The organism is Lujinxingia sediminis (genome assembly GCF_004005565.1).
GTDB lineage: Bacteria > Myxococcota_A > Bradymonadia > Bradymonadales > Bradymonadaceae > Lujinxingia > Lujinxingia sediminis.
This window is the reverse complement of record NZ_SADD01000001.1, coordinates 187,823-211,451: the sequence shown is the minus strand read 5'-3', so window position 1 is coordinate 211,451 and position 23,629 is coordinate 187,823. Positions and strand designations below refer to the sequence as shown.

The window sequence follows — 23,629 nt, the reverse complement described above, 5'->3', positions numbered from 1 at the left end:
GCCTTCAAGCCTTGCTGACGGGTCGCAGTTTAGAAGTCCACTCCGCCCGCAAACGTATACTGCTGAACCGTATCCGAAAAGACCGCTTCCAACGTGAAGTTCAAGATCCACACGTGCATGCGCAGCCCGCCCAGGAATCGGTTGATCTGGATCTGCTCCTGACCGAACACAAACTCCGGCGCAAACACCTGATTGGGGCTGTCCGGGTTAAACTGCGGCGGCCGCGGATCCTGCGGATAGGCGTTGAGCACACGGCTGGAGCTGATCACATAAAGCTGCTGAAAGCCCACATAGGGCGTCAGCGCCATCACCCCGCCCAGCGCAAACGACTTCGAGGCGGAGACGTCCCAGCCCACGTTGACCATGTTGAGCTCACGCGCGCCCACCACCGTGTTCACCGTCCCGCGCACACCCACGTCGGGGAAATAATAAAACCCCTCGTTGAGCGCCCAGCGCACATCGGCCCCCATCGTGAACATCTCGCTGTCGTAGAGGTAGCCCAGGTTCCCGGCCACCTCAAACGAGAAGGGAAGTCCCTTGCGCACCTGAAGATGCCCGGTAAAGAGCGTGGACTCCGGGTTGCGGTCGCGCACACCTTCCTGCCAGTGCGCCTCATTATGGGGGATCGCCGAGAGGCTCCCCATAAACATCACCGCAAAACCAGCCTGCCCCAGCGTCTCCGAGGGCGCCACAAAACGCGGCGCCATAACCTGCCCCAGATCTCGGGACAGATCATAGAAAAGCTGATCATCGGGTTCAGCAAACCCACAGGTCTCCGTACAGCCCGACGCACTCGTCGTGTCGTTGAAAGTCGCAAAGCGCGACAACTCAAGGTCGTTGCTGCCGGCCATCGCGGGCGCCGCCAGCGTTAACACACTGAGCGCGCTCCACAGACTCACTACTCGGCGTTTCCATGCACTCATCCACCAACCTCCAACAGCCCGACGACGCAGCATGCTCAGTCATTTCGCAGCGCAGGCCTCTTCACTTGAGGCCATCACTGCCGGTGCAGCCTGGGTCACTTCCAATACGTCCCGCGGTTCTATCAAGGGGGGTGGGGAGCGTCAAGTCGCCCCCCCTTTCTCCTGCAAACGTCGACGCCATCAGGGTCCGACGATCGTTGTGATGGCGTCCTTTTGCTTCCCCTTTCGCCCGGCGCCGCTATGCTCACGTCCGCTCGCGTCCTTCCTACCTTACTGCCAAGCCCCCGCCTCTGCCATGACTGCCTCCTGGATGCCTGTCCCGACTCCGACCCCGCTCCGCTCGGTCTACACCCCCTCGCCATTTCGACGCCTTCCCTTTCACTGGTGGGAATGTGGCCAGGGCCCCGACACCCTCGTCTTTCTCCACGGTATCATGGCCCATGCCATGGCGTTTCGACTGGCCATTGCGCCGGCCGCGGAGCACTTCCGTGTCATCGTCGTCGATCTTCCGGCCCACGGTCGCGACCAGACCTACCAGGCGCCGGAAATCGCTCCGACCCTTGACACCCTCTCTGACTGGCTTCTGGCCCTCTTCGAGGCCATCGACGCCCCCCGCATCCACCTGGTCGGCCATTCTCTGGGCGCCACGTTGAGCTTCTTACACGCTCGCCATACCCCCGAGCGCCGCCTCCAGAGCGTGAGCCTGGTCAGCCCCGGCCTTAAACTTCGCCCCTCACCGCGTACAGCCCCCCTCATCAACGCCCTGCCCACATCACTGGCGCGCCTGGGCATGAACCGCCTGGGCATCCGCCTTCTCGAACCGATGCAGTGGCGCCGCGCGCGTATGTCTCCCACCGAACTCGACGCCTACCTCTCGCCACTCAAAGAGCCCGCGCGTCTGGAGTTTATGCTCAAACTCGCCAGCGATCTCGTCGCCGCCGGCGACCGCAGCGCCGGGGGCCACACCATCGACCTCCCCACACTGCTACTCTGGGGCGACCGCGACCATCTCCTTCCCCTGGACACCGCCCACCGGCTTCAGCGCGACATCCCAGATGCCCGCCTGCACATCTTTAAAGGATGCGGCCACAGCCCCATGGAGGACGCTCCGCTGGAGTTTAACCGCGCCCTGCACGACTTCCTGATCCCTTAAATCCTCCCCATAGCTGTCCTCCCAGGAGCCCCAGACGACATCGACCCGCCACACGGGTGGCGGGTCGATACGTCGTTCTTAGGACATGCTCAGCTTCCGCTCAGCCACCTTATTCGGCATCTGCCGCCACCCGCGCCGGCACCGGGCAGGTGATCGCGGAGAGCTTCGCGCTCACCGTCTCTCGCAACGCATTATCTTCCACACCGCTGACGCTCAACTTCGAGGCCTGCTCACAGCGCAGCTCCTTGAGACGATGCAAGCGCACTTCCAGCGCCTCGCGCTCGGCCGGCTCCCGTGCAAGTCGCTCCTCCAACTCCGCCGAGTACTCCTCGACGGTCTTGGTGTCGCCATCTTTCTTCGCCTGCTCAATCGCCGCCTCAAACCAGGGCGTGCGCGAACCCAACGACTCCAACGCCACTTCCTGACGGGTGATATAACGCTCGTAATACGCGATCGCTTTGAGGTGAGCTTCGGCGGCAACTTCGCTCTCCCCGCTCTCTTTGGCCCAGGCATCGATCGCATCGATCACCGCCGAGGCCTCGTCACCCAGAGTCTCCGGTGCTTCGGTGCCCGAGCGCGTCTCCTCACGCAACTTCAGCAGGTTATCCAGACGCGCCAGGCGCACCCAGCCGCTCTTCGGATACGCAGCCTGTGCGGCCGCAAAGCTCTTCTCGGCTTCAGCCAGCGACTTCGCGTTGGCCTCCGGGTTATTGGCCATCCGCAACGCGCGATCGAGGTCGGGCCACTCCACATTGCTCAGCACAAATGCGCGCGTCGCGCTGTCCTCACCGGCCATCCACGAAACAGGCCCGGTCGTCACCAGACCACGCCACTCGCTGGCCATCTCCACCTCCGAGATCGCCTCATGACAGGTCTGCGTCAGCACCTGGTAGGTCTCATCGCCGTGGAGCTTAACCTCGTAAAAGGCATCTTCCGACGCGCGGCACTTCTCGATCTCATGCGTCACCACATTGAGCACCCGCGCCTCGGTCTTGCTGCATCCCCACAGCGCACAGGCCATCAACGTCACGGTGATCATCTTCTGGGTTGTAGGCATCGGGTCGCTCCCATGCTTGTTTATTATGTCGTGGTCATTCGCTCTCAGTCCGCACGACGTACGTCACTTCCCGGCGGCGTTAAGCGGTGGTTTCGGCGCGGACCATAACACAGCCCCCTCGCTTGCAAAACGCGGGCGTCGCCTCCTGCCCCCTTCTGCGCTAGAGTAGTGCGATGAACGACTCCTTCGACGATAGCTCCGAGAAGCCCCAGCTCGATCTTCTCGACCCCATCTCCGAGGCTCCTCAGGCCAACAACCTGGGTACCCTCCTGGCGCTCATCGACCAGCTTCACAAAGGCACCCATGAGCTCAGCGCCATCGCCCGGGCCATGGAGGTCGACCCACGCACCGCCCGCTACTACGCCGACTTCGCCCGCTGGCTCGGCCTGGCCATCATGGAGGGAAGCGGTGAATGGGGGTTGAGCACCGAGGGGCAACGTTTTGCGCTGAGCGCACCGGCAAGGCCGCGCATCTTCGCCAACGCCCTCTTCTCCCGACAGCTGGTTCGCACCGTCCACGAGCTCAAACGCGCCGAACTTGCCGATACGCCCGAGCCCGCCGCCACCCGCGAGGCCTGCCGCCGCGCCATCACCGCCCACACCAACCTGGCCGCTGCCACCGTCGATCGCCGCGCCTCCGCCCTGGCCGCCATGCTCGGCTATGCCTACAACCGCCAGGACTTCGACTGGACCACCGGCCAACCCCTACCCCAATCCCATGCTGCCCTCTCCTTTGAAGGCCAGAGCTTTCTGAGCGCTTTCAGCGCCCGCAAGTTCTCCTCACGAACCGCCATCTGGATTGGCCTTCCCGCCCAACTCCTGCTCTTTTTACGCAGCGAACCTCTGCCTCAAAAACGCTGGCAGCGCGCCTCCTACGATGTCCTCGACCAACCCGCCCGCTGGTTCGGCTCCATTCCCCTCAACCCCACCACCCTGGCCCTGGCTTCCAAAAAAAGCCCGGAGCTGGCCACACTCATCGTCACCTGCAACCCCTACGTGGCCATGATCATGGCCATGCTTACCTGCTGCGATCGCGCTGGCCGTCACCTCTTTACCCTCACCGATGACATGTACGGCGTACGCCTCTGGTGGCGAGGCCAGGAGCTCGGCCCTCTTATCGACGCACTCAACGAACTGGCTCGCACGCTCGATCTGATCCCGGCCGCTCTCGTCCCCCACTGCCGCGACCAGTCCGACGACTGCCACACCCTGAAGGCCCACGAGCTTCTCGAAGTCCTCCAGCGCGCTCGCCTGGTCCGCCACGGCGACACCGCGCTCGTTGCCCGCGAAGGCCTCCTCGACCGCTGGCGTAACGCCCCGGACGACCTTCCATCCCTTACCGAGCGACTCACCGAGCTCCGAGAGGCCATCCTTCAGGCCCTCAACGCCCCCGCTCACGGCTGACCTTTCCCGCTCCCCCTCGCATCGCCCCTGAACGCACAACCGCACTCCCTTCCGGCGTCCCCCGCCTCCCCCGCACGCCTCAGCCCTTCGCGTCGTCTTTCACAAAAAGCATCTGCATCGAAAAGCGCGCCCGATACGCAAAATACACCAGGATGAACCCCGCGATCGCCAGCCCCCCATCCGCCTCCCGCTCTCCCACGGCCACCTGATAGCCCATATGCGCCCCGAAGAGCAGCCCCAGTGCCAGCAGCACCAGCGGTAGCCCGTGCAAAAGATTATACGTCGTGTTGCCCGGCTTTCGTAACTTCACGTCTCCATCTCTCCCGCTGAAGAAGTTCAACACCGGGGCGCCCGCCATCGCCACCGTCCGATCCCGCATACCCTACGCGGCCTGACGCCCCGGTCAACCTCTTCAAACGTCCCGGCACCTCACCTTCATCCCCCGTACACCTTCCCCTCCTCCACCTCGCGCAACCCACAGCGCTCCACATCCAGCGCATCACAGCGCATCCCCCGCGCCTGCTCGGTCACACAGCCGTGATTCTCCCACGTCAGCCGCCCCGACCACACCTCCTCGGCGCACCACAGATGGCAGTCCCCACGCGTATCGTCCCACTGCCCACAATGGTGCTTCGCCCCGCAAACCTCATCGCAGATCTCCAGCCGACGGTGGCAGCGATCCACCTCCCGACACGTCTCGGCCCCCTCCAGACAACGCACCACCGGCTCCTTCACCGCACCGCTCTCCTCTTCCAACTCACACATCTCTACGCACGACACCATCGCCTCCGAACTCTCCTGACACCACATCACCTTGAAGCAGGTCACCCGACAGCGATGCGCCCGCTCATCCCGCACGGACACCTCCTCCTCACCGCTTGCCTCCTCATCGCTCTCATCGACCCCGTTCACCTCACCCTCCTCCAGCATCTCGTCGCCCTGCAGCGATGCACCGTCATCCCCCTTCCCGCTTCCCGCTCCCCCGGGCGCATCGCCCACCGGGATCACATCACCTCGCCAGGACGTCGCCGCAGCGACCTCATCGCTCCCCCCACACCCCGCGCTCACCATCGTCATCACCATGAGAACGCACATAAGCCTACATGCACCTACATTGAAACTCGCACGCATAATCCCCTCCTTATAAATACCGCGGAGCCCTGCCCCGCTCCCCGAAATATCCGTCGAAACATCGGCCAAGGGGTCCGCCTCGCGGCGCCCCCGGAAGCCTGAACCAGGCCTCGTACCCTTGTTGTCGCAGCCCGACGCAGGGCTTTGCGTCCCACCCTCATTTTTTTCACAAAAAAGCCCCCTGCGCCTCAGCGCAGGGGGCTTTGCTTACCCGGGCTCCAGTCTCATTGCCCTCACCTTCGAAGGACGAACAGCCCGAGAAATCGCCCTCAAATTTATACTTCACGCGTTTGCATGCGCCGATAGGCCCTGGTACCGCCGCGCTCAAAATACTCCTCTTCGCTCAAGGAGGCCGACGCAAAGCTGCTGCCAAACGCACACGCCAGCGCCCCCAGCAAGATCGCGACAAATGCCCAGAACGACGCCGCTGCCATCGCCGACGTCGCCTCCTGACCGATCATCATCGCGTCGGCCTGAAGTTGCGCAAGCTGGTCACCGCTTAACCCCTGCTGTAACGCCGACACCTCCAGCTGCCCCAAAACCTCGGAGGCCCCTGCCGCTCCCACCACCGCACGGCCCAGGAATCCGAACGCGCCGCCCACCAGCTGACCAAACGCCGTGCCCACGACAAGCAAGAGCGCGCTCACAGTCACCGCCCAGGTCACAATGCCGTGCAACAGACTCTCCTGACGATGATGCACCCCGCTCAACCTGCCCGTCACCCAACCCCCGGCAAAGAGCGCAAGCAGCGCGCTGACCGTCCACCAGATCGCCGCGCCCAGCCCCAGCTCACCGCCTTGATTGGGCTGATACACATCAAAACTCGCCGCGCCAATCGCCAACCCCAGCACGTTGAGCAACATCAAGACCACAAAGGTCACAAAGACCCCGGCCACAACCGCCCCCCATGAGATCTGCGAGATGGGACGATCCACAATCGTAGCCCCCTCCATCACAATCTCTTCGCCATAGGCGTGTGCGCCTGTGACGGGTTCGTTGCCATACTCCTGTCCTCGTTCTTGTTCCTTGTTCGCCATCTCGTACTCCCCTGCTGACGTTGGCGACCGGCTGACGAGCGGCGCAGGCCGAGTCGCTGAATACCCGCGCCACCGTCTGCCCCCGCCGGGCCATCGGGCTCCGCGCGGCAAGTGATCATGTCGTCTCGACCCGCCAACTCCAAGGACCTTCAGGTTAACCGGTCGCGCTCCACCCCTAATTTAGACGCGCCCCCCCTGACACCAAACACCACACCGTAGCCCCTCTTGCCTTCCCCGCCTGCCCCTCCTATCTTCTGCGCCCTCAGCCGCCGGACGCGCCTTGTGGCACCCCCGGCGCTACCTGATTCTGTGGGCGCCCCCCCACGGCCGCGCTGTCCCCACAACTCGGCCCCGCTGCACGGCGCCCGACATCCCTGTTTTGCCACCATCGACGAAGCCCTCGTCACGCACCCTCTTTGCCCTCCTGTCCCCACCGGGGACACCTTCCCGGAAGGGCGCCCACTGGAGAGTTCATGCGCATCGCCCAGATCGAATCTCACCTCATCGCGCTCAAAGATCAGGCCCTGGCGGCCTTCGAGATCCCCGCCGAGATCGCCTCTCAGATCACCCTGGCCAACCCGCCCGACCCGACCATGGGCGACCGCGGATTCCCCGTCTTCGTGCTGGCCCGACACCTGCGCAAGGGCCCCCCCCAGATCGCCGCCCAGCTGGCCGAATACCTCGAAGGCGTCATCGCCGACGATCCCCTCGTCGACGCCGTCAGCGCCGACGGCCCCTACGTCAACCTGCGCCTCAATCCCGCGCAACTCGCTCTCATCGTCACCTCCCAGGCCCTGGAACTCGGCGACGACTTCGGACGTGATGTCCTCGATCCTCATAAGATCATGATCGAATTCAGCGCTCCCAACACCAACAAGCCCCAGCACCTGGGCCATGTGCGCAACAACCTGATCGGCGACTCCGTAGCCCGCATCCTCGACTTCGCCGGACACAACGTCACCCGCGTCAACCTCATCAACGACCGCGGCATTCACATCTGCAAATCCATGCTGGCCTACCAGCGCTTCGGCCAGGGTGAGACCCCCGAGGGCACCGGCATCAAAGGCGACCACCTCGTCGGCAAGTACTACGTACGCTTCGACCAGGCCTTCCGCGACGAATACACCACCTGGCAAACCAGCCCCGAAGCCAAAGAACGCCTTGAATCCTGGCTCAACTCCCCCGAGAGCAAAGACGCCAGAAAGACCCATGGCGACGACGCCGACGCCCTCAAAAAAGCCTTCTTCGCCGCCTTTAAAGATCTCTACTTCAACACCTTAAGCGAACTCGGCGGCGCCGCTCGTCAGATGCTCCGCGACTGGGAAGCTGGCGACGCGCAAGTCGTCGCCCTCTGGAAGACCATGAACCAGTGGGTCTTCGACGGCTTCGATGAAACCTACAGCCGCCTGGGCGTGCACTTCGACCGCGTCTACTACGAGTCCAACACCTACAAACTCGGCAAATCCATCGTCGAAGAAGGCCTGACGCAGGGTAAGTTCAAAAAACTCGACGACGGCGCGGTCGTCTGCGACCTCGAAGCCCTCGGCCTCCAGGGCCAGAAGGTGCTCCTGCGCGGCGACGGCACCAGCGTCTACATGACCCAGGATCTGGGCACGGCTCTGGCCCGTTTTGACGAGTACGACGTCGAACGCATGATTTACGTCGTCGGCGATGAGCAGAACTACCACTTCGATGTGCTCTTCCGTATCCTCGCCATGCTGCGCCCTGAGCTCGAAGGCAACCTCAACCACCTCTCCTACGGCATGGTGGAGCTCCCCGACGGCAAAATGAAGAGCCGCGAGGGCCGCGTCGTCGACGCCGATGACCTGATGAACGAGATGGAGGCACTCGCCGGCACCGCCGTCGCCGAGCGCTACCCCGAGCTCTCCGATGAGGACAAATCCCATCGCGCCCGCGTCATCGGCCTGGCCGCCCTCAAATTCTTCATTCTCGACTTCTCGCCGCGCTCCACCGTGCAATTCGACCCGCAGAAGTCCATCGATTTTCAGGGGCGCACCGGCCCCTACTGCCTCTACAGCTACGCGCGCATCTCCTCGATTGCCCGCAGGCTCGGCGGCTGGCCCGAGCTCAACGACGAGGCCCGCGACAACGCCCTCAAAAGCCTCTCCAGCGATCTCGAACTTGCGGTGATTCGCCAGCTCCAGGACTGGCCCCGCACCGTCGAAACCGCCGCCACCCAGCTCTCCCCCGGTCGCATCACCGAGGCCCTCTTTAACATCTCCAAAACCTTCAGCACCCTCTACAACGACGCCGACCACCGCATCGTCGACCTGGAAGGCCCCCGCAAAGACGGCCTCATCCTCCTGGCCCGCGCCGTCCAGAACACCCTGGGAGCCGGCCTCGCCATCCTCGGCATCGAGACCCTCGACGAGATGTAAGATCACGCACGACACATCGACACTTCCGTCGATAAAGATCGTCTCCAGAGCAACCTGATCGAAAAAAGGCCGCCCGGCACTCCGGGCGGCCTTTTTTATTCAGCCTGAATCTCTCTAACCTCGCTGACCTTCCTCACCCCAACGCGTCACGCCACGCCTGCGCTCCGAGTGGCCCGGGAGTCTTAAAGCCAGCCCTGCTCGCGATACCACTGCGCCGTCTGCCGCGCCCCCTCCTCAAGCCTCAAGGTCGGCGCCCACCCCAGCTTCTCGGCAATCGCCTCATGCCCGCACACCCAGGATTGCTGCGACATCTCCGCGTACTTATCGGTATTGAAGATCGGCGTCGCCCCCACCGCCTTGCCACCCGCCTCACTGAGAAGCGCCGCCGCCCCGAAGAGCACCTGCGGAATCGGCAGGTGCACCGGGCGTCGCCCCACAGCCTCCCCCACGATCCGCGTCAGATCGCGCCAGGTGTAGCGCCCCCCGTCATCTACCGTATAGACGTTGGCCGTCCCTTCATCATCAAGACAACGCAGCGCCGCCCGCGCCACATCGTGCACATGAATCACGCTCAACCAGCGCAACCCATCCCCCAGCACCGGGCCCACGCCAAACCTCGCCAGCTGAAAAACCTGAAACATATCCCGATCGCGCGGACCATACACAGGCGGCGGTCGCAGAATCGTCACCCCCATGTTCTCCCGCAGTGCCAGCACGGCCCCCTCTCCCTGCAACTTGCTGCGCCCGTAATAACTCACCGGCTGCGGCCGCACACCCCGCGGCCGCGGCTCTCTCCCCTCTCCCGGACCCTGCGCCGCGGTGCTCGACACGTACACAAAGCGCTCAACACCGGCCTCGGCCGCCACCTGAGCCAACTTCCCGCTGCCCGCCCCGTTGACCTCAAAGAGCTCCCGCGCACTCTTCCCCGTGGTCATCCCCGCCACGTGAATCACCGCCTCGCAGCTCTCCAACACCTCAACGAGCGCCTGCGGTGCCCCCAGCGAGCCCACGACCCGCTCCACCCCCAGCGCGTTCAGATGCCGCACATCGGAACTCTCCCGGACCAGCGCCACCACCTCGTGGCCCACCTCCTGAAGCACCTCGGCCACATGCGAGCCCACAAACCCCGTTCCACCCGTCAGAAACACCCGCATCACCACCTCCGCACATCGCTCAAAGCAACTTAAATCTCCCGCTCGTAGATGCGGTAGGTCTTGTAGTGCTCCGCCCCCATAAACGCCATCCCCTGGTTGATCCGGTCGTTATCGGAGAGCGTCCAGCTGGCCTCGGCCTCCTGATAGCCCCGCGAGTATGCCGTGCGATGAATCGTCACGTAGAGCAGCACACTTAAGCCCCCCAGCACGCTTCCGCGATACTCGCGTTTGACCCCCAGCAAAATCTGCCGAAACGTCTTCGGCGGCCTGGCTTTAAGCCGGTAAAGCAACTTCGCCCACCCCAGCGGAAAGAGCTTGCCGTCGAGATCGGCCGCCGTCTCATTGATGTTGGGAAGCGCCACCGCCATCGCCGCAGGCTTACCCTCCACCTCCGCAATCAGGCAGAGGTTCGGATCGGCGATCAACCGAAACTGCTGCGCGATCGCATGAACCTCAGCCCGTGTCAGCGGCACAAAGCCCCAGTTCTTCGACCAGGCATCGTTGAAGATATCCATGATGATCTCGAGGTCCCCCTCGATGTCATCCATATTCAACGGACGCACCACCAGCCCGGGATACTCCGCCACTGCATCGGCGATCTGAAGCACCGACTCCGGCGGATCCTCGCGGTGGTAGCGCCAGGCGTAGAGATCCTTGATCCCCTCAAAGCCAGCGCCCGTAATCAGCCCCTGATAGTAGGGCGAGTTATGCGGCATCATCACGTAATTCGGCGTATCAAAGCCGTCGATCAGAAGGCCGCACTTCTCGTTGATCGAAAACGAAAAAGGCCCGCGCATCTTCACCATGCCCCGGGCCCGGCACCAGTCGGCGGCCGCATCAAGCAGCGCCTGGGCCGCCTCCGCATCATCTTCGCAGTCAAAATAACCGAAAAACCCGGCATCATCCTCGTAGCGCTTCAGATGCTCCTGATCGATCTGGGCCGAGATTCGTCCCACAATCCGCTCGCCACGCCGCGCCAGAAAGAGCTCGGCTTCCCCATGCTCAAACCAGGGGTTTCCGCCCGGCCGAAGATCGTTCCAGACCACCAGATCGGGCAGCGTTCGATGGTTGGGATCCCCCTTGCCGATCTCCCGACCGAAGCGCGCAAACGCCAGCCTCTCCCTCGCCCCCACCACCGGGGTAACCCGCAACGTCTCACTCCGACTCGCCATCACACATCTCCCTGAGCGCCGGTGCCCAACACCTCATCGAGCCGACCCTCAAGCCGTTCCAGGTCCTCGGCCAGCGCCTTCTGCCGACGCATCACAAAAAACACATACCCGCCGATCATCACCCACAGGATGATGTAGCAAATCATCAACAACGTCCCGCCCGGCACCGAGGTATCCTGCGACGCCAGCGATGCTCCCGCCCCCTGCGCGCTCGCCAGGGGCGACGCCCCCATCACCAGCAGAAACGCCACCAGCGCGCCCGTCTTTTCCTTACAAAACGTCGTCATCACTCTCTCCTCACACACCACAACTGAGCCTGTCGGTATTGCCGCACGATCGTGGCGTTACGCCTCGCGAACCCGCGCCAGGTCCTCAACTTCCAGATAGAGCCGATCCAGCTCCGCTTCCCGCCAGCGCACCCGAAAACGCAGCCATAGAAGCGTGGCAAACATCAGCAAAAAGGCCAGCATGCTCACCCCGAAGACCTGCGCCATATCCGCAGCAAGCCCCCCGCCTCCCTCGCGCTCAACCACCGGGTGCAATCCGCCCCAGATCCGCACCGAATAGTGAATCAGCGGAATGTCGACAAAGGCGATCACCCCCAGCACTGCTGCGATCTTTTTGAGACGCATGCTGCTCCCGCCAAAATGACGCAGGAGCACATAACCCCCGTAGAGCAGAAAGAGCACAAAGGTCGCCGTCAGCTGCGGATCCCAGGTCCAGGGCGTGCCCCAGGCCTTGTACGCCCACAGAGGCCCGCTGATCAGCACAAAGGTGCAGTAGAACAGCCCCAGCTCCGCGCCCGCCACCGCCCCGTGATCCCAGTGCTCCCGCGGTGAAAAGAGGTAGATCAGGCTGCAGACCGCCGTCACCGTGAATCCCGCGTACGACGCCATCGCCGAGGGCACGTGCACATAAAAGATCTTCTGCACGATGCCCATCGTCTGCTCGACCGGCGCGTAAAAGAAGATCAACCCCATCGCCACAAGCGTGCTCAACACCGCCAGGGCCGCAACCACAGGAAATATCGACCTGTCGATAAACTTCAACATCGGCTCAACCACCGTCTTGACGTCTCAGACCACCCCCCGCGCGCAACCGCTGCGCGCCGGGACACTGCCGGCCTTCGGTCCGGCCTCAACATCACGTCTTCTGGCCGCATTCCCGCGCCGCTTTAGCACGCCCTCCCCCCCCTCACAAGCTGCCCCGCAGGCCGCGGGCTGCCCGATTGACGCTCCTTTGAGCGCTTGTATATACTCCGCGACGATGACAACCCTTTACGCTCGCCGACCCGTCGTCGCAGCCTACCGCTGCGTGTCACCCGCAACCAGATCGCTCACCCGCTGAGCCCTGCGCGCCCCACGTAAGCAGTCACCATGATCCCACAGCAAATCTTTGAACAGTCGATTCGGCGCTACTTCCACGTGCTCACCCCCTATCTCGACGACGACTCCGTCAGCGAGATCATGGTCAACGGCCCCGATGACATCTGGATCGAGGTCAAGGGCAAGCTCCAGAAGACCGACGCGAAGTTTGAGAACGAAGACGACCTGATGGGCGGCGCCAAAAACATCGCCCAGTTCGTCGGCAAGACCCTCAATGAGCTCAACCCCCGCATGGACGCGCGTCTCCCCGACGGAAGCCGCGTTCACGTGGTCCTTCCGCCCTGCGCCCGAAACGGCGTCTCAATGGCCATTCGTCGCTTCGGCAAGTTCGATCTGACCATCGACAAACTCATCAGCTACGGCTCGATCACCCGCGAGGCGGCCAACTTCATCGACATCTGCGTGAAGATGGAGCGCAACATCATCGTCGCCGGCGGTACCGGCTCCGGTAAAACTTCGCTGCTTAACTGCGTCAGCTCCCTGATCAGCGACCACGATCGCATCATCGTCATCGAAGACTCCTCCGAACTTCAGATGCAGCAGCCTCACTGCCTGATGCTGGAGACTCGCGGCCCCGACGCCAAAGGTCGCGGTGCCGTCGAGATCGAACACCTCTTCCACTCCGCGATGCGTCTTCGCCCCGACCGCATCGTCATCGGTGAGATCCGTGGCGGCGAGGCGCTGACCCTGCTCCAGGCCATGACCTCCGGTCACGGTGGCACCATGTCGACCACCCACGCCACCTACCCCGACGACACCCTGCGTCGCCTGGAAACCATGGCCATGATGAGTGAGGTCGATATGCCCCTGGCCGCCCTTCGCAGCCAGGTCGCCTCGGCCATCCAGGTCATCATTCAGACCAGCCGCTTCAACGATGGTAGCCGCAAGATCACTCACATCTGCGAGGTCCTCGGCCTCGATGAACGCGGCGAATACCGCATCCGACCGATCTTCGTCTTCCGCAACCGCGGCAACGATCCCGAAACCGGCAAGGTCATCGGCGAACACATCGGTATGGGCAACCTCCCCACCTTCATCGACGCCATCCGTGAGCGCGGCCTGCCCATCGATGAACGCTGGTTCGCCAAGCCCCGCGACTGATCGCTATGACACCTCTCCCGTGATGCCCCCGCAGCCTGCGCCCCCTCTTTTTACGGCCTGACTATGTCCGACGATCGTTTCAAACAAGCCCGCCGCAGCCTCATCGACCGTGCCAACCAGCGCCAGCAGGGAGGCGACGGCGGCTTTGAGTCCGACGCCGACGACAAAACCCAGATGGTGGACCTCAACGCGCTCCAGGGGGGACCCGAACCCCAGTTCGCCCCTCCGCCCACCTTCGAGGGTCCTTCCGATGAGGCCACTCAGCTCTTTGAGCTCCCCCCGGATATGATGGGCGGCCAGGGCCACGACAACGACCACATCACCAGCAGCGCTCCCGACTACGGCGGCTACTCCCGGCCGGCTGCGCAGCCCGCCGCTCCCGCTCCCGCTCCCTCCATGGGGGGCTCCGGCGGCCACCAGGTCTACATCGGTGAAGACGCCTCGGGCTATGAAGGCAGCACCCAGTTCGTGAACATCGCCGACTTCGCCGAGCAGGCCGCGCATTACACCCCCGAGCAGCAGGCCGCGGGCTACGATGGCAACACCCAGTTCGTCGACGTCAACGCCCTGATGGCCGGCGCCGAATCCTCCGGCGGCGACCCGATTGAGAACGACCAGGATCTGCAGCGCGGTTACGTCTTCACTCCCGACGCCATTCAGCGCGGCGACATCACGCTCATCTTTGCTCAAAACCAGCTCGGACGCCCCGTTGTTCTCAAGCGCGTCTGGGAAGGTCCCGCCGAGCACATGTCCACCCCGCTGCGCCAGCGCATTGCCCAGCTCCACGCACTGCGCCACCCCAACCTGGTGCCCATGAACGGCATGTTCGTCTCCCGATCTGGCATGTGGGTCGAGATCGACCGCCCCGAGGGCACGCGCCTCACCCAGATCATCCAGCAGCAGGGCGCTCAGGCCCCCGAGCAGGTCATCGCCTGGCTCAAAGCCGTCTCCGACGTCCTGGAGACCATCCACTCCCAACAGCTCGCCTACGCCAACCTCACCACCGACGCGGTCTGGATCACCCCCCAGGGCAACGCGATGGTAGAGCCCTTTGACATGCTGCGTTTTGAAGATCGCGGTGGACTGGGCGCCTTCGGCCCCCCCGAAATGCAGTTTCCGCCGGCCCAACGCCAGCTCTCTCCGGCAACCGACGTCTTCAGTCTTGCCGCCGTAGCCACCGCCGCGCTCACCGGCCTCCCCCTGGACAGCTCGCGCCTGGGGCAGCTCAGCGACCAGAAACTTGCGCAGGCGCTGCAGACCGCTCTCAATCCCGATCCGACCCAGCGTCAGCAGACGCCCTTCGAGTTCGCCGCCTCGCTCAAATCCGGTGGTGGCAGTGGGGGGCTCGACATGAAGGTGGTCATCGGAGGTGTCGCCGCGTTGATGATGCTCGGCCTGGTCGCCATGATGTTCATGGGAGACTCCAGCCAGCCGCCCCCTCCGCAACAACAGCCACAACAGCAGCAACAGGCCGCCGCCCCGGCTGAGCCCGGCACCCCGGCGCCCGCCGCAAATTCGGCCGATCCCGCAGCCGCGCAACCCAACGCCCCGGACGTTCCCCTCCCCGGCACCATCGTCGTTGACCAACGCCTGACCATCTCCCAGAGCTTCAAACAGAACCCGCCGGCCAGCGGCCCGACCGAGATCACCGAAGATCAATTCGACGAACTTCGCGCCCAGGCCCGAGAGCTCAAAGCCGACGGCGATAAGGCGCGCCGCAGCGAACAATTCGAGAGCTACCGCCCGGCACTCGAAGCGATCACACAGGTGATCCGTGCCCAGAACGTGCCCGCCGAAGACGACCTGGCCCTCTGGCGCGAGATTTACAACAACGGTGAAATCAAAGACTACGTCAAAGACCTGCGCGAGCGTGTCGAAGCCGACCTCGACAAAGGTCTGGTGAGCCAGGCCCGCAGAAATTACGAAGACCTGAGCGCCGTCGATCCCTCGGCCAGCGCCGACGACTTCATCCAGGCCGCCTCCTCCGCCGAAGTCGTCAACGTGACCCGCAACGAAGACGACACCGATAAGTGATCGCGACAACGCCCCCACGACGCGCCCTGGAGCCTACGATGCTCAAGCCCCATACCCGCACCTCTCGTTTCACGCGCCTCTTCGGCGCGCTCTCGCTCATCGCTCTTTTGAGCCTGATGATCAGCGCCTGTGAGTCCGAGCCCCAGGGCCCTCCGCCCCCTCCGCCAGACTTTGAGTTCCCCATCGACATCCAGGTCACCGGCCCCGGGGACGCGCCCATCGGCGCGGCCGCCATCGAACTCGACGGCCAGATCGTCGGCTTTACCGACGCCGACGGTATCTTTAAAGCCACGCTGGTTGAGAAACCCGGCACCGAAGTCTCGCTGAAAGTCATCGCCCCGGAGGGCTTCCGCGTGGCAGAGAACGGCGAGCTTGTCGATCAACTTCGCGTCACCGAGACCATCGGCGGACAACTCTCCAGCCTGCCGCTGACCCTCAACTCCAAAGTCATCTCGCTGCGCCACACCTACATGGGCTGGGTCCAGGCCAACTGCGACGATCGCATCAAAGAAGGGGCCTGCGACAACCTCCCCGTGCACCTCAATGGCGAGGAAGTTGCCCGTACCGACGATCGCGGCGTCGCCCAGTTCGCCTTTGAGGGCATCCCCGGACGCACCGCCGAAGTCACCCTCCGTACCCCCGCCTTTGAGCCGGGTGTCGAGGGATCCCCCTTCTTCGAGCCGGCGCGTCCCTCCTACGAGCTCGCGCTGGGCTACGACGAGACGATCTTCCGCATTCAGCAGGACTTCACCGACCCCACCGTCAAGAAGGCGCCGCGCCGCACCACACGACGCCGCACCACCACGCGCCGCACCACCAAAAAGAAGACCGCGCCCAAAGAGGAAGAAGGCGGCAACCACATCATCAACCTCTGGTAAGAACTTCGGCTCACACCAGTGTGGCACCTCCCAGAGACGCGGCCCCCGACATCCCGGGGCGCCGCGTCTGGCGTTTCTACGCCAGCCTTCGCGTCAAATTGCCGCAAGCCCTCGCCTTGCCAGCATGGTGCGCTTACGCTAACCCTCACATCAGGCCGCCGATGCCCGAAAACACTGCGTTTTCGGGGAATGCCCGAAGCCGCTCCCGACGTTCCCCCGGTGGCTTCGTCAACCGCATTATTCTGGATCCTGCTATGACCTCTCACACCACGCCCCCCTCCGACCCCCACGCCCACGGCTGGGACGGTGATCTCGACGCCGACCTCCTCGACGAGGAGCTCGACGGCTACAACGATCTCCCCACCACCCAGGCCGATGGCCCGAGCTGGGGCCTGATCATCGGCGTGCTCGTCGCCATCGTCGCCATCGCCTTTCTGGTCCTCGATGGCCTCGAAGGAGAGACCTATTTCTACGAAGTGGATCAGGCCGTGGCCAAAGGCGATGACCTCATCGGCAAGACCGTACGCGTCAAAGGTATCGTCGAGCCCGGGTCCTTTGAGGGCGTGGCCGGAGGCATCCACAACACCTTCCGTATCTCCGAGCAGGGCGTGGGCATGAAGGTCGTCTACACCCGGGCACTCCCCGACACCTTTCAGGAAGACAGCGAAGTCGTCGCCCAGGGGGTCGTCGACGAGACCCTGACGCTTCACGCCGACGAGGTCCTCGTCAAATGCCCCAGCCGCTACGAGGGTGCCCCCCCCACCGGCGCTGAACTCTCGCCACAAGCCGCACGCTAAACCCCGGACAGTCTATGAGTTGGCTCGGATCCCTTGCCATCTACCTTGCGCTCTACGTCGCACTTGTCGGCGTGACCATGGGCATCATCGCAGCACGCACCGGCTCGCGGCGCTTCTTACACGCCACGCGCTTTGCCACCTACACCACCTTCGGTGCCATCTCGGTGGCCTCCATGGTGCTCATCCACGCGCTGCTCACCCACGACTTCAGCATCAAGTACGTGGCGGCCTTCTCCGACCAGAGCATGCCGACCTTCTACCTGCTCGGTGCCTTCTGGGGCGGCCAGGCCGGAAGCCTTCTCTTCTGGATCTGGAAGGTCACCCTCTTTACGGCCATCTGCGTCTACACCAACCGCAAAAGCTACCAGGACTTTATGCCCTGGGTGATGGCGGTCAGCCTGGCGGTGGCCGCCGGATTGCTCGTCATTCTGGTCTTCGGCTCCAACCCCTTTGAGGGCTACCACCTGATCGACGATCCCACCCAGGGTAAGGGCCTCAACCCCCTGCTGCAGACCCCGAAGATGGTGCTGCACCCCCCTGCTCTGCTCACCGGCATGGCCTCGATGACCGTGCCCTTTGCCTTCGCGATCGCCGCACTCTTAAGCGGTAACCTCTCCAACGCCTGGGTTGAAGCCGCCCGCAAATGGATCCTCTGGCCCTGGCTCTTCTTGAGCATCGGCAACATCCTCGGCGGCATGTGGGCCTACGAGGAGCTGGGCTGGGGCGGCTACTGGGCCTGGGACCCGGTCGAAAACGCCGCGCTCCTTCCCTGGCTGACCTCCACCGCTCTGATCCACTCCCTGCTCATTCAGGAGCGCCGCGGGATGCTCAAGCGTTGGAACGTCGGCCTGATGATCGGCACCTTCCTGCTGACGATCTTCGGCACCTACATCACCCGCAGCGGGCTGATCGAGTCGGTGCACTCCTTTGCCCAGAGCGACATCGGCCCCTACTTCCTCAACCTTCTGCTCACGGTCACCGTCCTCAGCATCGCGCTCTTCATCTACCGCTGGAAGGCGCTCCAGAGCGAACAGCGTCTGGACAGCCCGGTCAGCCGCGAGGCGGCCTTCATCTTCAACAACTGGATGTTCCTTTCCATGACCGCGGTCGTGCTCTTTGGCACCCTGTGGCCGCGCATCAAAGAAGGCCTCACCGGACAGGACATCGCCATGGGCCCCCAGTGGTTTAACCGCTGGATGATTCCCCTGGGTCTGTTGATGATGCTGATGATGGGCATCGGCACGATCATCGCCTGGCGCCGCGCGAACTGGAAGAACTTCCAGCGTAACTTCGTCATCCCCATCGCCACCGCCCTCATCCTCACCCCCCTGAGCGTGGGCCTCTACTGGATGGTACGCGGCCAGGGGCTGGTCAGCCCAAATAGCCTCGATGCCAGCTACGCGATCATTGCCATCGCCCTGTGTTTCTTCGTCGGTGCCACCATCGTTCAGGAGTTCTCCCGTGGCATCAGCGCACGTCGGCGCATGCACGACGAGAGTTTTGGCGAATCGCTCTACCGCCTCTGCATGAAGCAGAAACGTCGCTACGGCGGTTACATCGTGCACCTGGGTGTGGTCTTCGCCTTCGTTGCCTTCGCCGGCAACGCCATGAAGATCGAGAAGGACGTCAGCCTGGCCCAGGGTGAATCGATGCAGATCGGTGACTACAGCTTCACCTACAAGAGCTTGAGTGATCAGCACAACCGCGAGCGCGTTCTCTACTCCGCCAGCGTGCAGGTCGCCCGAGATGGCCGCCCGCTCTACGAGATGCATCCCGGCAAATCCATCTTCCACTCCAGCCCGAACATGCCGGTGAGCGAGATCGACATCCGCTCCACCCCTCTGGAAGACGTCTACGTGGCGCTCGTCAACTACGATCCGGACGGCCGCCGCGCCGCCTTCAAGATCTTTGTCAGCCCCTTCACATGGTGGTTCTGGTTCGGTGGCATCATCCTGGTGCTCGGCACGCTTATCTGCCTCTGGCCCACCCGCGAATCTCTGGAGTCGTTGCGTCCCGGCGCCGGCGGACTGGGCCGTGCCGCAATCTTCGGCGGCGTCGTCATGATCGTCTTCTCACCCATGCTCGTCTGGACCGTCGAGTCGCACACCTCCTGGGGCGACGCCCGCCGCATGGAGCAGGCCCCGGTGGCCGCGCTCATCGATGGCCCTTCTGACGTGTCCCCTGCGCAGCCGGAGCCCTCATGAGCCTCCCCCTGCTGATTGTCGCCATCGCGTTTACGCTCTGGGGGCTGCTCAATATGCTGCGTCCCTTTCTGGCGAAGCGCGATGAGCAGCTCCGTTTTGAAGTCCTCGACGAAGAACTCCGCGAGATCGAAGGCCTGATGGCTCGCAAGGCAGCCCTGGTGCAGTCGCTTCGCGACATCGAATACGATCACCAGACCTCCAAGATCTCCACCGAGGACTACACGCGATTTAAACGCTCCCATGAACGCCGGGCCGTAGCGATCATGCGACGCCTCGACGCCATTCACGGCGGGCGCGAGTGGGAATCCCATATCGAGGACGCGGTGGCCGCCCGCCATCAGGCCCTTCCCGAGCCCCAGGCTCAGGCCCACCCTGTTAAAGATGCGCCACGGGTCTCCCGAGACGACGCTAAGGCCAATGACTCCTGTAGTGAATGTGGAGAGCCGCTTAGCCCTCGCGCGCGCTTCTGCGCCATTTGTGGAACGCCACGCGAGGTCTCTCTCGAGGAGCGCCCCCGCCACACCGCCCCCCTGACCTCCGAGGTCACCGGATGAAGTTCCCCGATCTACGTCCCGCTTCTCTCGCTGCGCTTGTTGTGGCGCTTACTGCTGCACCGGTTCTCGCTCAGGATGCCCCGGTGGCTCAGGCCCAGCCGCAGGCCGCCCCGGTGGCTCAGGCCCAGCCGCAGGCCGCCCCGGTGGCTCAGGCCCAGCCGCAGGCCGCCCCTACGGCGACTGCAGCCCAACACTGGACGATCAACGTTCAGCTTGAGCACGGCGCCGACTCCGGTGCCGACCTCGCAGGCACCCCGGTGATTCTGGAGGCCGCGCGCCCCCGCGGCCCCTTCGAAGTCAACGCACCGGAGCCCGTGGCCCGCTGGACCTCGGTGGCCAACGCCGAGGGCCTGGCCGTCTTCCACCAGGTTCCCGAGGCTGTGGCGCAGCAGGGGCTGCGCCTGAGCGCTCACGCCACCTACGGCGGCGTACCCTTTAGCTCCCGCGCCTACGCCGCCGCTGACGGCGTGCGCATGGATGTGCGCGTCTTCGACCGAGGCCACGACCTCGCCGGACTTCGAGTCGCATCCAAACGCGTCATCGTCGAGCCCTGGGAGGAGTACATCATCCTCAGCCAGACCTGGACCTTTGTGCTGGATGCCGAGCACGCCGTCGATGTGGCCATGCTCCCCGACCCGGCCTACGAGCGCGGACTTCCGATTCGCCTGCCGATCAAAGCCGAGGGCATCCGCGCCGACGGTCAGGGAAGTTTCGAGGTCATCAACAACGTCGTCTTCTGGAAAGGTGTCATCAAACCCGGCGAGCCCGTCACGATGCAGATCCGCTTCTCGGTTTCGGCGCGCGACGACGTCTTTAACTACGAGCAGGAGATGGCCTGGCCGACCGACACCGTCCAGCTGATCGCCCCGCTTCAGACCCAGTACAAACGCACCCCTCGCCTGAGCACCCTGGAGATGGTCGCCCCGGGCTTTGAGCTTACCACCGACGCCTCCTCTCTGGGGCTGCGCGATGACATGGAGTTCCTCATCGCCAACCGCCGCGACGTGGCCGCCGCTCAACCTTATGCCTTCCAGCTGCGCGGGCTGCCCTTCGGGCGTCCGATGGGCGGATGGATCGCTCTGGCGCTGGGGATCCTGGTATCCCTGCTCGTTATCGTCTTCGGACTGCGAGAGCATCGTCGCCTTCATGACGGCAGCAAGCGCGAGGAGATCTTGAGCGCGCTCAACGCCGAGCGCGAGCTACTCCTCGACGAACTGGCCGAGCTCAGGCGCCTGCGCCAGAGCGCTGACGAAGAGACCCGGTGGGAGATCGACGCGGAGGTCGGACTTCTGCGCGAGCGTCTCTCACTCATCCTCTCCAAGCTGCGCGACCTGGGCCACGCCCCTCAGTCCTGATCGTTGGCCAGCATCTCTGAGCGCTCCATGCCTCCACGCTCTCCCACCACAGTGACGCTGCGAGACGTCTCGCGCGCCTTCGGGCGCACGTACGCGCTCCACCGCGTGAACACGACCTTAACGTCGGGCTCCATCACCGCACTTCTGGGCAACAACGGCGCCGGTAAGTCCACGCTCCTCAACATCCTCGCCACTGTCGACGCCCCCTCCGACGGGGAGGTGCGCTTTGGCAAGGTTGCCTTCCGTGACTTCGCCCGCCGCGGCCGCGCCCGCATCGGCTGGGTCAGCCACCAGACCCTCGTCTACGACGAACTCACCGGGCGAGAGAACCTTACCTTTTTTGGCCAACTCTACGGCATCCCGCGCATCGAAAGGGTCGCCGAAGGATGGCTCCAGCGTGTTGACCTGAGCGCTGCCGCTGACCGTCCGGTGGGCACCTACTCTCGTGGGATGAAACAGCGTCTGACCATCGCGCGTGCGCTCCTACATGACCCCCAGCTGGTGCTCCTCGACGAGCCCGCCACCGGCCTCGACCAGGCCGGCACGGCGCTTGTCAGCTCACTGCTTGGCGAACTCCGCGATGGGGGCCGCATCGTGGTGATCATCTCGCACAACTTCTCGCTGATCGAAACGCTGGCTGACAACGTCCTGATTCTCCGAAAAGGCCAGCTCCGCGCCAGCGGCCCGCTCCCGTCCGGCACCTCCCTTATCTCACATTATCAGGCCCATGCCTGAGATCTGGTTATTCTGGTGATGAAGACCTCGCTTATCCTGCGACAGAGCCGCACCATCCTGGCCAAAGACCTGCGCCGGGAGTGGCGCACACGCGAGATCCTCACAACCACCGTGGCGTTCTCAGTGCTCTTGATGGCCGTGTTTACTTTTGCCTTCTACCGCAGCGGCGACGCTACCGCCGAGGTCTTCCCGGGCATCCTGTGGATCTCGATTGTCTTCAGCGGCACACTGGCCATTGGACGCGGATTTCAGCATGAAACGGCCAGCGGTTGCCTGCGCGCACTGGCGTTGATCCCCGGAAGCCAGGTCAGCCTCTATGTGGGCAAACTCGCGGCAAACCTGATCTTTATGCTTCTCTTTGAGCTCGCGCTCATCCCCCTGCTGCTTCTGGCCTTCTCGGTGAACCTGGGCCCCACCTGGGTGCTGCACCTGAGCTCGGTGCTTATAGGCACGTTGGGCTTTGCGACGCTGGGAACACTTGTCTCAGCGATGCTCGTCAAAAACGACCTTCGCGAGGTACTCCTGCCGGTGCTGCTATACCCCTTGCTCATCCCCCTGCTGATCGCCGGGGTGAAGATCAGCGCAGCCCTGCTTGCCGGGCAGAGCTGGCTTCAGATTGAGGGATGGCTCAAGGCGATGATTGCCATGGATCTGGCCTACGGCGTGCTCTGCGTCCTGCTCTTCCGCTTCGTGCTCGCCGCAGTGGAGTAGGCCCTATCGCCTCACTCCTTCTTTCCACCGAAGATCACGTAGCCCAAGAGGCCGAAGAGCCCCAGCACGATCGCGACGACGACCCAGCTAACACCACCGACCGAGGACAACCGGGCATCCGGGCGTTCGCCACGTGCCCGCGCATCCGCGGCCGCCGTGCTCGCTGCAGTGGTCCGCGTGACACTGCGCTGACTGGTGTTCGTCGCCCCGGCCGCCCCGTGACTGCTGCCAGCGCTATCCCCACGGTCTTCGCTGCTGATCTGGGAGATCTCCTGACGGCTGGCCTCAAACTTCGAGGTCACCGAGGAACCAAAGACCCGAATCATCGCTACAATAAACAGGGCAGCGAGCATCAGAAGTACCATGTACTCCGCCGCGGTCGCTCCCCTTCCCCGCCCCAGCCACACCGGGGTTCGCTCCCAGGCGCTGCGAATTCGACGCATCAT

Annotated in this window: 22 protein-coding genes; 12 read left to right on the top strand and 10 right to left on the bottom strand. The window is 63.8% G+C overall.

From position 1 onward, the window contains the following. Positions 1 to 29: 29 nt before the first annotated feature. Complete coding sequence (locus tag EA187_RS00845; RefSeq protein WP_127778860.1) at positions 30 to 923, bottom strand: hypothetical protein; 894 nt, start codon at positions 921 to 923, stop codon at positions 30 to 32. Between the two features lie 310 nt (positions 924 to 1,233). Between EA187_RS00845 and EA187_RS00840 the strand changes: the two genes are divergently transcribed. Beyond that, positions 1,234 to 2,076, top strand: coding sequence for an alpha/beta fold hydrolase (locus EA187_RS00840; protein ID WP_164855874.1), 843 nt, complete (start codon positions 1,234 to 1,236; stop codon positions 2,074 to 2,076). A gap of 109 nt (positions 2,077 to 2,185) precedes the next feature. Here the strand turns inward: EA187_RS00840 and EA187_RS00835 are convergent, their stop codons facing one another. Continuing rightward, on the bottom strand, positions 2,186 to 3,133 hold the full coding sequence (locus EA187_RS00835; RefSeq protein ID WP_127778858.1) for a hypothetical protein: 948 nt from the start codon (positions 3,131 to 3,133) through the stop codon (positions 2,186 to 2,188). A 173-nt stretch (positions 3,134 to 3,306) separates the two neighbouring features. Between EA187_RS00835 and EA187_RS00830 the strand changes: the two genes are divergently transcribed. Then, the gene (locus tag EA187_RS00830; RefSeq protein WP_127778857.1) at positions 3,307 to 4,536 is read left to right on the top strand and encodes a hypothetical protein; all 1,230 of its coding nucleotides are present in this window, start codon (positions 3,307 to 3,309) and stop codon (positions 4,534 to 4,536) included. Between the two features lie 79 nt (positions 4,537 to 4,615). Here EA187_RS00830 and EA187_RS20230 read toward each other — a convergent pair whose 3' ends face one another. The 3 genes from EA187_RS20230 to EA187_RS00815 form a co-directional block, all read right to left on the bottom strand. Beyond that, complete coding sequence (locus EA187_RS20230) at positions 4,616 to 4,846, bottom strand: hypothetical protein (protein ID WP_164855873.1); 231 nt, start codon at positions 4,844 to 4,846, stop codon at positions 4,616 to 4,618. 125 nt (positions 4,847 to 4,971) lie between these two features. After that, entirely contained in the window at positions 4,972 to 5,619 is a 648-nt protein-coding gene (locus EA187_RS00820; protein WP_127778856.1) for a hypothetical protein, read from the bottom strand. Between the two features lie 323 nt (positions 5,620 to 5,942). Further along, a complete protein-coding gene (locus EA187_RS00815; protein WP_127778855.1) occupies positions 5,943 to 6,704 on the bottom strand; it encodes a hypothetical protein in 762 nt (253 codons plus the stop codon). Positions 6,705 to 7,177: 473 nt separating this feature from the next. On the opposite strand from EA187_RS00815, the gene argS reads away from it, so the two are divergent. After that, the gene (gene argS / locus EA187_RS00810) at positions 7,178 to 9,103 is read left to right on the top strand and encodes an arginine--tRNA ligase (protein WP_127778854.1); all 1,926 of its coding nucleotides are present in this window, start codon (positions 7,178 to 7,180) and stop codon (positions 9,101 to 9,103) included. A 182-nt stretch (positions 9,104 to 9,285) separates the two neighbouring features. Here argS and EA187_RS00805 read toward each other — a convergent pair whose 3' ends face one another. Genes EA187_RS00805 through EA187_RS00790 form a run of 4 tightly spaced genes read right to left on the bottom strand, consistent with a single transcriptional unit; the run spans position 9,286 to position 12,481 of the window. Beyond that, a complete protein-coding gene (locus EA187_RS00805; RefSeq protein ID WP_127778853.1) occupies positions 9,286 to 10,257 on the bottom strand; it encodes an NAD-dependent epimerase/dehydratase family protein in 972 nt (323 codons plus the stop codon). A 29-nt stretch (positions 10,258 to 10,286) separates the two neighbouring features. Next, positions 10,287 to 11,429, bottom strand: a complete 1,143-nt coding sequence (locus EA187_RS00800) for a hypothetical protein (RefSeq protein ID WP_115603394.1) — start codon at positions 11,427 to 11,429, stop codon at positions 10,287 to 10,289. Continuing rightward, entirely contained in the window at positions 11,429 to 11,716 is a 288-nt protein-coding gene (locus EA187_RS00795) for a CcmD family protein (RefSeq protein WP_115603395.1), read from the bottom strand. The genes EA187_RS00800 and EA187_RS00795 overlap by 1 nt, the downstream gene beginning before the upstream one ends. Positions 11,717 to 11,773: 57 nt before the next feature. Then, positions 11,774 to 12,481, bottom strand: a complete 708-nt coding sequence (locus EA187_RS00790; RefSeq protein ID WP_115603396.1) for a cytochrome c biogenesis protein — start codon at positions 12,479 to 12,481, stop codon at positions 11,774 to 11,776. A 324-nt stretch (positions 12,482 to 12,805) separates the two neighbouring features. On the opposite strand from EA187_RS00790, the gene EA187_RS00785 reads away from it, so the two are divergent. The 9 genes from EA187_RS00785 to EA187_RS00745 all read left to right on the top strand — a co-directional run bounded on the left by EA187_RS00785 (position 12,806) and on the right by EA187_RS00745 (position 23,183). After that, positions 12,806 to 13,915: a TadA family conjugal transfer-associated ATPase gene (locus EA187_RS00785; protein WP_127778852.1), complete on the top strand. Its 1,110-nt coding sequence runs from the start codon at positions 12,806 to 12,808 to the stop codon at positions 13,913 to 13,915. A gap of 63 nt (positions 13,916 to 13,978) precedes the next feature. After that, positions 13,979 to 15,949, top strand: coding sequence for a protein kinase domain-containing protein (locus EA187_RS00780; protein WP_127778851.1), 1,971 nt, complete (start codon positions 13,979 to 13,981; stop codon positions 15,947 to 15,949). A 38-nt stretch (positions 15,950 to 15,987) separates the two neighbouring features. Beyond that, positions 15,988 to 16,827 (top strand): hypothetical protein, encoded by an 840-nt coding sequence (locus EA187_RS00775; RefSeq protein ID WP_115603399.1) that lies wholly within the window; start codon positions 15,988 to 15,990, stop codon positions 16,825 to 16,827. A 254-nt stretch (positions 16,828 to 17,081) separates the two neighbouring features. Continuing rightward, positions 17,082 to 17,624 (top strand): cytochrome c maturation protein CcmE, encoded by a 543-nt coding sequence (locus tag EA187_RS00770; protein WP_164855872.1) that lies wholly within the window; start codon positions 17,082 to 17,084, stop codon positions 17,622 to 17,624. Between the two features lie 14 nt (positions 17,625 to 17,638). Beyond that, positions 17,639 to 19,828: a heme lyase CcmF/NrfE family subunit gene (locus EA187_RS00765; protein WP_127778849.1), complete on the top strand. Its 2,190-nt coding sequence runs from the start codon at positions 17,639 to 17,641 to the stop codon at positions 19,826 to 19,828. Then, on the top strand, positions 19,825 to 20,382 hold the full coding sequence (locus tag EA187_RS20545; protein ID WP_206524145.1) for a zinc ribbon domain-containing protein: 558 nt from the start codon (positions 19,825 to 19,827) through the stop codon (positions 20,380 to 20,382). The genes EA187_RS00765 and EA187_RS20545 overlap by 4 nt, the downstream gene beginning before the upstream one ends. Further along, entirely contained in the window at positions 20,379 to 21,737 is a 1,359-nt protein-coding gene (locus tag EA187_RS00755; RefSeq protein ID WP_127778848.1) for a hypothetical protein, read from the top strand. Before EA187_RS20545 ends, EA187_RS00755 begins: the two co-directional genes overlap by 4 nt. A 27-nt stretch (positions 21,738 to 21,764) precedes the next feature. Further along, positions 21,765 to 22,472 (top strand): ABC transporter ATP-binding protein, encoded by a 708-nt coding sequence (locus tag EA187_RS00750; protein WP_127778847.1) that lies wholly within the window; start codon positions 21,765 to 21,767, stop codon positions 22,470 to 22,472. An 18-nt stretch (positions 22,473 to 22,490) separates the two neighbouring features. Further along, positions 22,491 to 23,183: a heme exporter protein CcmB gene (locus EA187_RS00745; protein ID WP_127778846.1), complete on the top strand. Its 693-nt coding sequence runs from the start codon at positions 22,491 to 22,493 to the stop codon at positions 23,181 to 23,183. 11 nt (positions 23,184 to 23,194) lie between these two features. On the opposite strand, the gene EA187_RS00740 is transcribed toward EA187_RS00745, so the two are convergent. Beyond that, positions 23,195 to 23,629: a Flp family type IVb pilin gene (locus EA187_RS00740; RefSeq protein WP_127778845.1), complete on the bottom strand. Its 435-nt coding sequence runs from the start codon at positions 23,627 to 23,629 to the stop codon at positions 23,195 to 23,197.